The organism is Kamptonema formosum PCC 6407 (genome assembly GCF_000332155.1).
Classification (GTDB): domain Bacteria; phylum Cyanobacteriota; class Cyanobacteriia; order Cyanobacteriales; family Microcoleaceae; genus Kamptonema; species Kamptonema formosum.
The window spans coordinates 1,698,100-1,711,323 of record NZ_KB235903.1; the positions used below are offsets into that span (position 1 = coordinate 1,698,100).

15 protein-coding genes are annotated in these 13,224 nt (G+C 42.7%); 10 read left to right on the forward strand and 5 right to left on the reverse strand.

Translation table 11 applies throughout. The features are described from left to right. Nucleotides 1-176 precede the first annotated feature (176 nt). Complete coding sequence (locus OSCIL6407_RS0112375; RefSeq protein WP_007353265.1) at nucleotides 177-1,538, reverse strand: S-layer homology domain-containing protein; 1,362 nt, start codon at nucleotides 1,536-1,538, stop codon at nucleotides 177-179. A gap of 249 nt (nucleotides 1,539-1,787) precedes the next feature. Here OSCIL6407_RS0112375 and OSCIL6407_RS0112380 point away from each other — a divergent pair, with 249 nt between their 5' ends. The 4 genes from OSCIL6407_RS0112380 to OSCIL6407_RS0112400 all read left to right on the forward strand — a co-directional run bounded on the left by OSCIL6407_RS0112380 (nucleotide 1,788) and on the right by OSCIL6407_RS0112400 (nucleotide 5,304). After that, nucleotides 1,788-2,774, forward strand: a complete 987-nt coding sequence (locus OSCIL6407_RS0112380) for a sodium-dependent bicarbonate transport family permease (RefSeq protein ID WP_007353264.1) — start codon at nucleotides 1,788-1,790, stop codon at nucleotides 2,772-2,774. A 5-nt stretch (nucleotides 2,775-2,779) separates the two neighbouring features. Further along, nucleotides 2,780-3,070 (forward strand): P-II family nitrogen regulator, encoded by a 291-nt coding sequence (locus OSCIL6407_RS0112385; protein WP_007353263.1) that lies wholly within the window; start codon nucleotides 2,780-2,782, stop codon nucleotides 3,068-3,070. A gap of 206 nt (nucleotides 3,071-3,276) precedes the next feature. Next, the gene (ribD, locus tag OSCIL6407_RS0112395) at nucleotides 3,277-4,443 is read left to right on the forward strand and encodes a bifunctional diaminohydroxyphosphoribosylaminopyrimidine deaminase/5-amino-6-(5-phosphoribosylamino)uracil reductase RibD (RefSeq protein WP_007354378.1); all 1,167 of its coding nucleotides are present in this window, start codon (nucleotides 3,277-3,279) and stop codon (nucleotides 4,441-4,443) included. A 243-nt stretch (nucleotides 4,444-4,686) separates the two neighbouring features. Beyond that, nucleotides 4,687-5,304, forward strand: a complete 618-nt coding sequence (locus OSCIL6407_RS0112400; RefSeq protein WP_007354895.1) for a hypothetical protein — start codon at nucleotides 4,687-4,689, stop codon at nucleotides 5,302-5,304. Here the strand turns inward: OSCIL6407_RS0112400 and OSCIL6407_RS0112405 are convergent. Beyond that, complete coding sequence (locus OSCIL6407_RS0112405; protein ID WP_007354894.1) at nucleotides 5,301-6,197, reverse strand: PPC domain-containing protein; 897 nt, start codon at nucleotides 6,195-6,197, stop codon at nucleotides 5,301-5,303. The two genes, OSCIL6407_RS0112400 and OSCIL6407_RS0112405, sit on opposite strands and share 4 nt — an antisense overlap. Nucleotides 6,198-6,339: 142 nt before the next feature. Between OSCIL6407_RS0112405 and OSCIL6407_RS0112410 the strand changes: the two genes are divergently transcribed. Next, nucleotides 6,340-8,043 (forward strand): flavin monoamine oxidase family protein, encoded by a 1,704-nt coding sequence (locus tag OSCIL6407_RS0112410; protein ID WP_007354893.1) that lies wholly within the window; start codon nucleotides 6,340-6,342, stop codon nucleotides 8,041-8,043. A 314-nt stretch (nucleotides 8,044-8,357) separates the two neighbouring features. Then, a complete protein-coding gene (locus OSCIL6407_RS0112415) occupies nucleotides 8,358-8,843 on the forward strand; it encodes an FxLYD domain-containing protein (protein ID WP_007354892.1) in 486 nt (161 codons plus the stop codon). 84 nt (nucleotides 8,844-8,927) lie between these two features. Here OSCIL6407_RS0112415 and OSCIL6407_RS0112420 read toward each other — a convergent pair whose 3' ends face one another. Continuing rightward, the gene (locus OSCIL6407_RS0112420; RefSeq protein ID WP_007354891.1) at nucleotides 8,928-9,221 is read right to left on the reverse strand and encodes a hypothetical protein; all 294 of its coding nucleotides are present in this window, start codon (nucleotides 9,219-9,221) and stop codon (nucleotides 8,928-8,930) included. A 142-nt stretch (nucleotides 9,222-9,363) separates the two neighbouring features. Between OSCIL6407_RS0112420 and OSCIL6407_RS37060 the strand changes: the two genes are divergently transcribed. From OSCIL6407_RS37060 to OSCIL6407_RS34235, 4 genes are all read left to right on the forward strand, one after another. Continuing rightward, nucleotides 9,364-10,032: an Ig-like domain-containing protein gene (locus OSCIL6407_RS37060; RefSeq protein WP_026103722.1), complete on the forward strand. Its 669-nt coding sequence runs from the start codon at nucleotides 9,364-9,366 to the stop codon at nucleotides 10,030-10,032. Then, entirely contained in the window at nucleotides 10,029-10,505 is a 477-nt protein-coding gene (locus OSCIL6407_RS37065) for a hypothetical protein (RefSeq protein WP_026103723.1), read from the forward strand. The genes OSCIL6407_RS37060 and OSCIL6407_RS37065 overlap by 4 nt, the downstream gene beginning before the upstream one ends. 96 nt (nucleotides 10,506-10,601) lie before the next feature. Next, complete coding sequence (locus tag OSCIL6407_RS0112435; RefSeq protein WP_007354889.1) at nucleotides 10,602-12,347, forward strand: ABC transporter ATP-binding protein; 1,746 nt, start codon at nucleotides 10,602-10,604, stop codon at nucleotides 12,345-12,347. Nucleotides 12,348-12,350: 3 nt separating this feature from the next. Further along, nucleotides 12,351-12,545 carry a hypothetical protein gene (locus OSCIL6407_RS34235; RefSeq protein ID WP_148288861.1) on the forward strand — a complete coding sequence of 65 codons (195 nt, stop codon included), beginning with the start codon at nucleotides 12,351-12,353 and terminating at the stop codon, nucleotides 12,543-12,545. Nucleotides 12,546-12,578: 33 nt separating this feature from the next. On the opposite strand, the gene OSCIL6407_RS0112440 is transcribed toward OSCIL6407_RS34235, so the two are convergent. Beyond that, nucleotides 12,579-12,872, reverse strand: coding sequence for a type II toxin-antitoxin system Phd/YefM family antitoxin (locus OSCIL6407_RS0112440; RefSeq protein WP_007354888.1), 294 nt, complete (start codon nucleotides 12,870-12,872; stop codon nucleotides 12,579-12,581). Then, nucleotides 12,869-13,189 (reverse strand): hypothetical protein, encoded by a 321-nt coding sequence (locus tag OSCIL6407_RS0112445; RefSeq protein ID WP_007354887.1) that lies wholly within the window; start codon nucleotides 13,187-13,189, stop codon nucleotides 12,869-12,871. The genes OSCIL6407_RS0112440 and OSCIL6407_RS0112445 overlap by 4 nt, the downstream gene beginning before the upstream one ends. Nucleotides 13,190-13,224 lie beyond the last annotated feature (35 nt).

Here is a 13,224-nt window from a genome sequence, read left to right on the forward strand (position 1 = left end):
TAACAAGACTTACGCACCCAACCAAAGAAACCGGGTTTTTGACGAAAATACTTCGTTTTACCCACAGATTCTCTCAAAAACCCGGTTTCTGGAGCCCTGAGCGTAAGTCCTAAATTAGCAATTAGCAATTAGCAATTAGCCAATTACCAATTACCAATTACCAATTACCAAAACTACTAATTAGACTTCTCTTGTAGCGCATCCTTCGCTGATACTCCATCCCCCTCAACTCCAAAATACCAAAGACTTGCCGCCGCCTCTGCACGGCTAACAGATTTATTAGGCTGAAACAGGGTTGTAAAACCAAAAACTCGGCGAATATTAGCTAAATCTCCATTATTGAAATCAGCTAAAACTGCTCGTGCAGCACCCGAATCAATCTTCGAGGTATCTTGAAAACCCCACCTTTCTTTCACCGCATCAATATTAGCTGAAGGCAAAGCTTGACGAGTATCCAGAGGCACTTTCCAGAGCATCATCGCTGCACGAGTTAAAGGCTCGTTTGGTCGAAACTTGACATTTTTAGTATCCCCAGAAAGGGAACTAGGAATTAAACCTGCTTCTGCTAAACCTTGAATTGCTGGAAAATCAGGATCGGTTTTTGGGACATCAGTAAAAGCCGCCGTAGTTGATGTTATCGCTAACCGAATTTGTTTCGCTGGACGATTAGCATAAATCTTATTATTAGCCGCTACCAGCCAGCGTGCATACTCGCGGCGAGTAATAGTTTTGTTAGGTTCCGGTAAGGTATTAGTAATATCTGAACTCTGATTTTGCGATCGCAATTTCAACACGCCTAACTCGACTACCTCAGCTACATACTGACGCAATTCTTGAGGTACTTCGCTTTGCTCCTGTGCCTTTGGTGTTGATATAACTTTATTGTCTAAATTAGGAGAAGCAGAGGCACTTGGCGAAGGCGAAGAATTGGTAATGGCGGGAGAATTACTCGGTTCTGGTGTAGCAGCAATTTCCTGAGAATCTTTGCCGTACTCAATCGTAAATTCTGTAGCCGCACCCGATTTCTGATTAGGTACAAACGATACAGCGACACGCAAATTATTCTTAGTTGCCGTCAATGTTCCTTGTTCATCTTCCGTAGGTGGTAATTTAATTTCCCATTTTTGACGTTGAAATTCTGTCTGATAATAATTCTGAATGTAGTTGCTGGGATCGGTGCTTTTCCAACGAAGTTGTACCTTGTCTTCAGTGGGATTATTTAGCTTAGTAACTTCGAGCAACTCAGCATTAGTATAAAGTGGAATTTCATTGGGAAAATCAGGGGGCAACTTAGCAGTTGAGGTATTAGATTGGTTAGTAGCAAGAGGTGGCGGCGTGGGTACTCTCAAGCTAGCGGGACTTTCCTGAAGTCGGGGATCGGCGGCCAAAGACTCCTCAAGTGCTTTACTATTAGGACTATTGGCACAAGCCGTCAACGAGGCTAGCAAAAATATGGTTAAGCTGGCATTGGCAGCGTGACTTTGAATCCTGACCAAATATTTCGAGGATCTAAGCCATCGAGTAAATATAGTATCCACAATAAGTCTCCTCATTACCTATCTCTTTAAGGCTAGCGTAAATATTCACCCTGGATGCGATCGCCAGATTTCGAGGTCTGTCCCCCTATGGTCGATCTCGCTTGCGATTCATTTTTATTTGTTGAGTTTTATGAAAAAATTCACAACTAGGTACAGAACGTGCTAAAATCAGCCACACTTCATGGAGGTGCTTAAATCTCTGGAAAAGATTGTCAGAACCATCGGATTTAATTTTTTAATAAGGCATCTATGGAATTTAGCCTGATTCTTTCCAATATTCTCAACCCTCCAGTGTTGTTCTTTTTTGTCGGATTGGCAGCAGTTTGGCTCAAGTCAGATTTAGAAATTCCCCAGCCATTGCCAAAACTATTTTCTCTCTATCTCCTGTTTGCAATTGGCTTCAAAGGTGGTCACGAAATTATTGAGAGTGGCGTAAGTGTGGAAATTGGATTTACTCTTTTAGCCGCAATGTTAATGGCTTGCATAGTACCAATTTACTCATTTTTTATCTTAAGAATCAAGCTAGATGTTTATAATGCAGCAGCGATTGCTGCCACCTACGGCTCTATCAGTGCTGTCACTTTTATTACTGCCAGCGCATTACTAACCAAATTAAATCTGAGTTTTGGCGGGCACATGGTTGCAGCTCTTGCTCTGATGGAATCTCCAGCTATTGTCATCGGCATCTTTTTAGTGCGTTTGTTTATCGATAAGCAAGAGAGCGAAGCTGAAAACGTTGAGCAAATATCTTGGATTGAGGTATTGCGAGAAGCCTGTCTGAATGGCTCGGTATTTTTGTTAGTAAGTAGTCTAATTATCGGATTGCTGACTGGCGACAGTGGTTGGCTAAAAATTAAGCTTTTTGCTGACGACTTGTTTTACGGGATATTGTGTTTTTTCCTTTTAGATATGGGATTGATTGCAGCCCGCCGGATTAATGACTTAAAGCAAGCTGGATCGTTTGTAATTGGCTTTTCTGTGGTAATGCCTTTGTTAAATGCTCTGATTGGGATCGGAATAGCAAAGCTTTTAGGTCTGTCTGTAGGCAACGCTCTACTTTTTGCGGTATTATGTGCAAGTGCATCCTATATAGCGGTTCCTGCTGCAATGCGGATGAGCGTGCCTGAAGCAAATCCCAGTTTATATATATCAATGGCACTAGCATTGACATTTCCATTTAACATTATCATTGGTATTCCGGTGTATTTACAGATTATTAACCGATTTTGGAATTGAATTTAATGGATACGATTAAGCGCATCGAAATAATTGTTCCCGCAATCGAACTCAAACCTGTGGTGAAACGGCTCGAAAAACTTGGGATTATTAAGTATAATATCATTCGCCAAGTGATAGGTAGGGGGGAGTTTGGGGAATCCAGCGACGATCTTGATGCTCAATTAAGTAGCGTGTATATCTTAACAACTTGTTTAGCTGGACAGGAAGATGCGGTGTTTTTAGAATTGCAGTCGATCCTACAAAAGTTTGGTGGTGTATTTTTGGTATCAGATGCGGTGTGCTATCGGTGTTAAGAAGAAAATGGAAGATGGGGAAGATGGGGAAGATGGGGGAGATGGGGAAGATGGGGAAGATGGGGAGAAAATTTCCCCAATTAGCAATTAGCAATTAGCAATTAGCAATTAGCAATTACAAATTAGCAATTACAAATTACCAATTACAAATTACCAATTACCAAATTTCTTAGTACACTCAGGGTTAGACTCCACAGCACAAATCAATGGAAACTTTCCCCGCGCACGCTCAACCGGAAATTCGCTCAGCTAACGGGCAACAGGAAGGCAAAACCCAACAGCCTAGACAAGATTTTGATGCCGCAATGATGCGGCGGTGTATCGAACTTGCCCGCTGTGCTTTAGGTAAAACGGCTCCTAATCCTTTAGTTGGTTCTGCGATCGTTCGAGATGGTCTAGTTGTCGGGGAAGGTTTTCATCCAGGTGCAGGAATGCCCCACGCAGAAGTTTTTGCGCTGAGGGAAGCAGGAGAAAAAGCTCTAGGAGCGACTGTTTACGTTAACCTGGAGCCTTGCAACCACTATGGCCGTACTCCTCCGTGTTCGGAAGCTTTAATTGCGGCTGGTGTGGCAAAAGTAGTGGTGGGAATGGTCGATCCAAATCCTTTGGTATCTGGGGGTGGGATTGCTAGATTGCGGGAAGCTGGGATTGAGGTTGTGGTAGGCGTGGAAGAGGAAGCTTGTCGCAAGCTGAATGAGGCTTTTATCCATCGGATTTTATACCGCCGACCTTTTGGAATTTTGAAATATGCGATGACTCTGGACGGTAAAATTGCGACCAGTTCGGGTCATAGCGCTTGGGTGACGGGGGAGGAGGCGCGATCGCAGGTACATGGTTTACGGATAGCTTGCGATGCTGTGATTGTTGGGGGTAATACGGTGCGGCTAGATAATCCTCAATTGACGAGTCACCAAGAAGGTAGACACAATCCTCTGCGGGTGGTGATGAGCCGTACTCTGGATTTGCCGAAGTCGTCTCGCCTCTGGGAAACGGGGGATGCTTCTACTTTGGTGCTGACTCAGGAGGGGACTAATCCTGAGTTTCGGGAGTTTTTAGGGTCAAGGGGGGTGGAAGTGGTGGATTTGTCGCCGTTAACGCCCGCTAGCGCGATGGCTTATCTGTACGATCGCTCTTTTCTGTCGGTACTTTGGGAATGTGGCGGGATTTTGGCCGCAAGTGCGATCGCAGACGGTTCTGTGCAGAAAATTTTAGCTTTTATTGCCCCTAAAATTGTCGGTGGTCAAGGTTCTCCCTCCCCCGTTGGCGATTTAGGTTTTGCTAGGATGACAGAGGCGATCGCTTTAGAGCGAGTTAGTTGGCACTCTGTCGGTGCAGACTGCTTGGTTGAAGGCTATTTGAAAATCAAAGATTAAATTGGTAATTGCTAATGGCTAATTGCTAATGGCTAATTGCTAATGGCTAATTGCTAATTGCTAATTGGTAATTGCTAATGGCTAATGGCTAATTGCTAATTGCTAATAGCTAATTGCTAATTACCCATCTTCCCCATCTTCCCTATCTTCCCCATCTTCCCCATCTTCCTCATCTTCCCCATCCTCCCCATCTCCCCCTCTCTTCCCCTAGCCCCTAGCCCCTAGCCCCTAGCCCCTAGCTATATGTTTGCAATTGTGATTTGGAGTCTAATGGTTGGTAGTCTCGGCATTGAGGCTGTAATCGTTGGCGGTTGGCTGCACCGCTATCAGTTTGTTGAAGCTCAACAAAGTGAGGAGGAAGAAATTTTGACGCACTACGAATCTAAGGATGATAATATTCCGGTGACAGATCGGATACAATCAAATAGCAATCCCAACTCCGGTTTTAAGGATTCTCAATTAATTGGCTGGGAGTTTAAGATTGTGCGGGCATCGAGCGATTTATTCCGTAATCCGGCTATTTTCCATCGGCTGTGTGAAGAAGAGGCGCAAGTAGGCTGGATTTTATTAGAAAAGCTGGACGATCGCCGAGTGCGGTTTAAGCGCCCGATCGCGATGCGTGACATGGAAAGGTCGGATTTACCACGTTTTGACCCCTATCGATCGCACTATGGCTCAGGCTCAAATTGGCTGGCGATGCTAGGGGCGATCGTATTACTTGGAGCTATGGTTTTACCCGCTGTTTTAGGTTATGCTTTAGTGTCCAGCACTTCGATCAAATCTCGTTCTAATTGGCCAGATTTACCGATTCAATCTCTCCCTGCTTCTCCTACACCAGAAGATCCTCAATTAGTTCCCTAACTTGATGAGGATGCTACTGTTAGGTTATAATTAGTATTACCTTGAAATTGAGAAACGCGGACAAAATAAAGACCCGCAGGTAAAGGTTTTGAAGTAATAATTTGTTCAGAAGCCGTCCCGAAATTCGTCGAGGAATCCACTAAACCATTGAGGCTAACTATCCCATCACGGTTGATATCTTGAAGTAATTCTACATCTGCATCTGCACTCAAACCGTCTAGAGTCAAACTGAAATTACTAGGAGAATTGAGGAGAAAACTGTAAATATCCACAGGTTCAGTATCACCTACAAAGTCGCTCACACCTTGAATTCCATCCAGTACGCCCAGACTACGAGCCGAGGTTAAATCTTCGCTTTGAGTGGGGGGGACGCTAACGAGAGTTTCTTCTAAGCCAAAGCGGAGATAATGCTCAAAGGCACTTTTGACTACACCGTTATTTACGGCTGTTGCTACAAGCGGGTATTTTTGCAGATAATAATCAGGGTCAAAAAGAAGACTCGGCTGGCGGTTTTCAAATTGACCTAACTTGAGGTAATGTTCTGCGAGAGTGAGTTGATTTCGTTGTACCGCTGCGGTAACATCTGGATTATTCGACCCATAAAAAGCCGTATCGAATAAAGGGTTAGGGTTGCGGCGTTCAAATTGACCAAATCTGATAAAATGATCGGCGGCGGTAATTTTTCCTTCCTCGACTGCGGCTGCTACATCAGTGTTTGTTTCTAGATAATAGCTAGTATCGAATAGAATATTGGGATCTCGATCTTCAAATTTGCCAAATCTGTTAAAGTGGTCAAACCCACTAGAAACTTTGCCGTTGGCGATCGCCAAACCGACATCAGGGTTGTTTTCCAGATAAAAGGCGTTGTCGAATAAGCTTCTAAGGTCTAACATTCCTAAAAAATTCTCTCACTGACTTAGGGTGCAAACCGTTCCATAGTATTGTACTATTCACTCTTGTAAATTGTACTTGGATTTACGAAATTAAATCTATCATCATAATTCTGTAAAAAATACTTGTGAGTGTCCCTGGAGTATGGCTAAATCTGACTTGATGGCAACGCTGCGCCGTGCCTACAGCATTGCCCAGACCTCAATTAAAACAGGAATTCCGGCGGATGAGCTCTTAGATAAAGTGAGCGATCGCGCGTTGGAAAATCGCGTCTCTCGCCGTCGTCTGCTACACGGTGGCTTAGCCGCAGCCGGGGCGATCGCCGCTACCACCTTCACGCGAGACGGACACCGCGCCGTTGCCCAAGACACAGGAAGATCCCCCATTTTAATCGTCGGCGGCGGAATTGCAGGGTTAACAGCCGCCTACCGCCTCCGCCAAGCAGGAATTCGCACCGACATTGTAGAGGCTACAAACCGCCCAGGCGGTCGCATTCGCACCTTGCCCAAAGTAGGAAGTACAATCATCTCAGCCGAACTAGGTGGAGAATTCATCAGCACCAGCCATACCAGTTTAATATCTTTGGCAACAGAACTCGGTTTAATGGCGATCGACCTTAAACAAGTTCAAGAAAGGTTCGTTGATAATACTTTCTACTTCCAAGGTCGCAGAGTCACCCTCGCACAATTAACCACGGATTTTGCTCCCTTAGCCCAGAAAATTGAAGCAGATTTAGCCGCAATTGGAGACACTCTTAGCTACAAATCAGCGAATGAAACAGCAGAAAGCTTAGACAATACTTCCCTTGCCGAATATTTAGACAATGCCGAAACTAGCACCATCATTAGGCAATTACTTCGGATTGCTTACATAGGTGAATATGGCCGCGATCCTGAAGAACAATCTTGTCTCAATATGCTATTTTTAATTGGCACTGAAACCAACAACTTTAGTGTCACTGGAAACAACGACGAGCGGTATCAAATCGAAGGTGGCAACGAAAAAATTATCCAAGGGCTAACAAGTTTAGTAGCCGATTCGATTGAAACTGCCACAATTTTAGAAGCTGTAAATACCCTCTCCGATGGTCGTTACCGAGTCAGTTTACGCTCAGGACAAAGTGCTTTTGACCGCACCTACGAGCGGATTATATTCGCCTTGCCTTTCACCACACTGCGGCAAGTTCAGCTTAATGTCAATTTGCCGCGCGAAAAACGGTTTGCCATTAATAATTTGGGCTATGGTACTAATGCTAAATTAATTACAGCTTACAAAAGCCGAGTGTGGCGTGAATTTTATCGTTCAACTGCCGCTGTTTACTCAGATTTAGGATTTCAAACTACTTGGGAACCAACACCTTTTGCTCCCACTGGCAACGGTTTAGTAACTGAATTACTCGGTGGTAGACAAGGTTTAGCCCTTGGTAGCGGAACGCCAGAAGACCAAGCGCAAAGATTTGTGTCACAATTTGACAAAGTTTTTCCCGGAGTTAAAGACGCTCGTATTGGTAATGCTGTCAGAGCTTTCTGGCCAGGAGAACGTTTTTTCCAAGGTTCTTATGCCTGCTATTTAGTCGGGCAATGGACTCGAATGTATGGCGTAGAAGGAGAGCGTGCAGGCAATCTATATTTTGCGGGAGAACACACTTCTTTAGAAAATCAGGGTTATATGGAAGGAGGTTGTGAAACAGGAGAAAGAGCTGCTGTAGAAATCTTAGAAGATTTGGGTTTAAGCTCTTCTGCTCAAAGCTTATCGCAGCGTAGAGCCACTAATCTAAGTTCTCCTCGTCCTAGTCGCAGAGTACCCAGAAATCGCAATTCTAGTAAGTCTCAACAAAACATAAGATAGTGGTAATGGCTAATTGGTAATGGCTAATTGCTAATTTAGAACTTACGCAGTCTTAAATGTATTTCTGTCATTGCGAGCAAAGCGAAGCAAACCCAAAATTTTTGTTTTAACCTTGACAGAACTTACGCACGGGAGGTCAAGAACCAGGTTTCTGCGTCAATATTTCTCGAAAAAAGCGACGATTTGGGGAAGAAACCTGGTTTTTTGCGTAAGTCCTACTTGATTTAAAGCGGAAACTGTGTAATTCCTCTAACAATTACCAATTCCCAATTACCCATTACCAATTACCCATTACCAATTACCCATTCAGACCCATGAAACTTTTGCACTTTACTAAACTTTTAACCAGTTTATTGATATCTCTTGCCTCTAGTATTGCCTTCACTAATCCTCTACTTGCAGATACTCCTACTGTAGAAAATTCAGATATAGATGTACCACTTTGCTATATGCAAACCGCTGATGGCAGGAGGCTAAACTTGGTGAATATGTGTGGTCAAGAAACTGAGCCTAGCACTTCTCAAGCTTGTAATGCTAACTCTGACAATGCTAAAGTTTCAATCGCTAATTCCACTTATGACGGGAATTTTTTAATCGGGCAAATTATCAATCAGACCTGTAAAACAGTGAAATATGTCAAAGTAAATTATGAAGTTTTGGATGAATTAGGCAACATAATTGACAATGGATTTATCTACGCCCAACCAGTGAATGTTGAGCCAGGAAAATTAGCTTCATTTCGAGGAGCAGTTGTGTCGGGAGCTAAAGTAAATGCAACCCATTTAGACTGGACTGAATAATTTTTATTTCATTTTAACTACCTAATTATTGGTAACGCCGCCAGAGGGCAGCGTTACCAATAGAATTGATTAGGTTTCTAACAGTTACAAACTGCCTTTTTCCACCATTTTACTTACCTGAGTGCGGCATCCTGCACAATCACAACCCAACTTGAGAATAGAAAGGTCTCCGATGCGGTCAGAAGCGAGGTCTAGGGATGGGGACTCAGCAACCCATTGACCGAGGGTGATGCCAACTGTTTCAATGGCAATTGTAGAAGACGCTTCGGCACTTCCATCTTGGGGTGCGATCGTGCTAGCATGAGCGGGGTTGACAGTTAGCAGCATCAATGCGATTGAGCTAGAACAGCCAAGTACAGTCAGTACATCTCGATTCATAATTCACCAGAAAATATAGAGTTAATAGCTCAGTCTAACCGATCGAGTATTGGCTGTCACTACTACTATTTTAAATCAGATTTAAATATAAATAAATCTATAAAACTATTAAGTATATCTCGCCCTTAGTTTTTGCAATAATATGATATCAAAACTAAAACAATTGCAGCCAATTGACCGTCTTGCTATTTCTCTTATACTATTGCTAAATGTATTGATTGGATTATTGATGCTTACTGGCGATCGCACTCGCCCAAGAGTCCGAGATTTTAGTTGGCAAAACAAAGTTGTAGGATCTGTAGATACCGCTTTTATTCTCACTTTTAGCCGACCAATGGATCGGGATAGTGTAGAAGCAAATTTGCAAATTGAGCCGCCATTACCAGGAAAAATTAGCTGGGTTGGCAAGCGATTAGTTTATACCTTAACAACTCCTGTTCGCTATGAAACAACTTATCAAATAAAATTAGATCGAGCTATATCTAGTATAGGCAATGAGAAATTTGGCAATTCTATTCAGGCTTTTACAGGTAACTTTCGCACTCCAGATAGAGCTTTTGTTTATATAGGTGTAGAGGGAGAAGAGAAAGGAAGATTAATTTTATACAATCTTACTCTTAAACAAAAAATAATCTTGACTCCTAAAAATTTAGTAGTTAAAAATTTTAAACCTTATCCTAGAGGCGAACGGGTCTTATTTTCTGCTGCCCAATGGTCAAACGATCGGCCTGGTTTGTTTAAACAAAGCTTGTATACTGTTCATTTAGGAGAGTGCTTGATATCACTGTTAATGGTAGAGAATCGGCAATGATCCGACTTAATCGTGATGCCACCCCCTCACTGTTTTTAGTAACAAATCAAGGGGCTAAGAAAGAATTAACAAGCACTCCCGGTCAAATTTTAAACTGCAAGTTTAATCCCGCTTTACCGTTCCTTTACTGCTTGGTAACTCGGCCTAAAGCAGGGAAGAAAGAATACTCAGAACAGCTAAATCTTGAGGCTTTTGACTTAACAACATTTAAAGTAAAAGTTCTCTCAATTATACCCGATCTGTGGGAGACAGTAATGAGCGTATCACCAGATGGGACTGCTTTACTGTTCGATCGCGTGGTTGAGAAGAATGAAGAACCGAAAATAGGAGATTTAAGGACAAATTTAGGAACAGCGATCGCAACTTCTAGTATAATGCTGCTGGGTCTGAATCAAAACCAGCCTTCTACTGTTGGCAAATTACAGCCTCAAGAATTACCTTTGCGGGGATTTCACCCTTGCTGGTTGCCATGATCGGGTAGCTATTAAGCAGGCTTTACTAATGAAACCCCCATTGATAATCTAGTTGAGTAGAGATATTTTTTAAAGAAATTGCAGGCACAAAACATCTTGAAAACTCGGTCTAATTACTGGCAAATACTCCCTTACCTCCGCCCACAACAGCAAACTATTGCTAAGGCATTAGCTTGTACTTTAGCCTTTACCGTATTCTGGCCGATTATCGCGTGGTTAATTGGCGAAACAGCCAAATTTATTGGCACAGGAGATTTAAAGGGATTCGCTCAAATTGCTGGACTTAGTGCCGTTATCTTCTTAATTCGCGGTACTGTGCAATACGGGCAAGATACGCTGATGGCAAAAGCTGCATTGACTATTGCTTTAAATATCCGCAAGCAAGTTTATACACATTTGCAGCAACTTAATCTCGGCTACTTTGAAACGTCCAAAACTGGAGATTTATCATATCGCCTCACTGAAGATATTGACCGGATTGGCGAAGTAGTTAATAAGTTTTTCCACCAATTCGTCCCTTGCATTTTGCAGCTAATTGTTGTCTTGGGATACATGATTTATCTCAATTGGCAATTAACTTTAGCTACATTAATAATTGCCCCGATAATGGCGATATTAATAGGCTGGTTTGGCGAAAAATTACTTACTTACTCTCGTCGCAGTCAAGATCGAATCTCTGATTTATCCGCAATGTTAACGGAAGTATTCAGCGGTATTCGCCTGGTGAAAGCCTTCGCTGCTGAGGAATATGAGATTGCTAGATTTGTACAGGAAGCTGAACAAAACCGCCGTGCTAAATATTTAGCAGAACGGGTAAAAGCGCTCCAGTTTGTGATAGTGGGATTTTTAGAAGCCATGAGTATACTGCTGCTATTTTTCTTAGGCGGCTGGCAAATTTCTCAAGGCAATTTGACGGCTACAGCCTTTATTAGTTATGTAGCAGGGGTGGCGTTGTTAATTGACCCGATTGCAATCACAACTAGCAATTATAGTGAGTTTAAACAAGGGGAAGCGTCTTGCGACCGCATTTTTGAATTATTAGCAATTCAGCCAAGTGTCGTGGAAAAACCGGGCGCGATCGCGCTTCCTCCAGTTAGCGGTAAAGTTGTATATCGAAATGTCACCTTTTCCTACCAGCCGGAAAAACCCGTACTACAAAACTTAGATTTGCTGGTACATCCAGGGGAAATGATTGCGCTTGTTGGCCCTTCGGGTGCGGGGAAAACGACCTTAGTTAATCTTTTACCGAGATTCTATGAGCTCCAGGCTGGACAGATTTTAATTGACGATATTGATATTCAGGATGTGACATTAGGAAGTTTGCGCCGACAAATTGGGATTGTACCCCAAGAAACTATCTTATTTTCTGGTAGTATTGCCCAAAATATTGCCTTTGGTCAAGCTTATTATGAAATGAAAGATGTGGAAGCAGCGGCAAAAATTGCGAATGCTCACCAGTTTATCACTCAATTTCCTGATGGGTATCAAACTTGGGTAGGGGAAAGGGGGGTGAATTTATCAGGGGGACAGCGACAAAGAATTGCGATCGCACGCGCAGTATTGTTAAATCCTAGAATCTTAATTCTCGATGAAGCTACCTCCGCCTTGGATTCAGAATCAGAAGCTTTAGTACAGGAAGCCTTGGAAAGATTGATGCGCGATACCTACGGCGGGCTTCGCCAACGCACTGTTTTTATTATCGCTCATCGTTTGGCAACCGTGCGACGGGCCGAAAGAATTTTAGTAGTAGAAGATGGCAAAATAGTAGAATCAGGAACTCACGAAGAACTGTTGGAAAAAGGCGATAGATATGCTCGTTTTTACGCTCAACAGTTTAGTTAGGGCTTGCTGAATCAGTGCCCGGAGGTGATGCAGTCTGGGTTATGCGATCGCGTTCGCGAGAGTCGAGTGCAAGAAAAACAGTATAATCAGTCAAAACCCGTGCATCACCCTTTGCGATCGTGTACAGAAAAAGCGAGATTTTCAGTATTCTGCTTAGAGTGCGATCGCTTTCATATACTCATCGACCCAACTCAATGATGAACATCAACAATAAACTCAAGACAATATCGCTCATTTATCTCCTTGACTTTCTTCCCTTTTTATAGATAACTCGTCCACCAATTCCCAAAAATCATCATAATCCATACCCCCATTTTCCTTAATACTTTGCTGAGATTTCTCTACCAATTTATTGAACTTAACACTATTAGCTAACATTAAACGTTCCAGTTCATCTGGATCTACAACTAAAGTAATTGCTGCTACAGGCTGGCCATTATCCGTAATTAAAATTGATTCTCCTTGAGTAGCTTTCAAGTAGTTGTTAAAATTTGCATTGATTTCATCTAAACTTACAGTTTTCATAGTTCAAACTCCTTACCATTTACAAATAACTGATTGCCAATTTTTACCGCAACTACTAAAATATGGACTTCGTAAATATCAGAAAGAGTTTGGTAAAATACCCGAAACTCATTATCCGCACCAAGCCTTAACTCCCAAGTTGCGCCAGTTGAAGGTTCTCGTAAAGGTTTGCGGTTGCGGGTTTCTACTTCAGGCTCATAGCTCAACTGCTCTTTAATGGTACTACGAAGTAGCGAATGATACTTGCGGTCAATAGCTGCAAGATGTTCGGCAACTTCACGAGCAAGGATAATGCTAAATTTTTGCTCAGAAGTCATGTTTTCTCATCCTCACATTCATCATAACTCAGCGT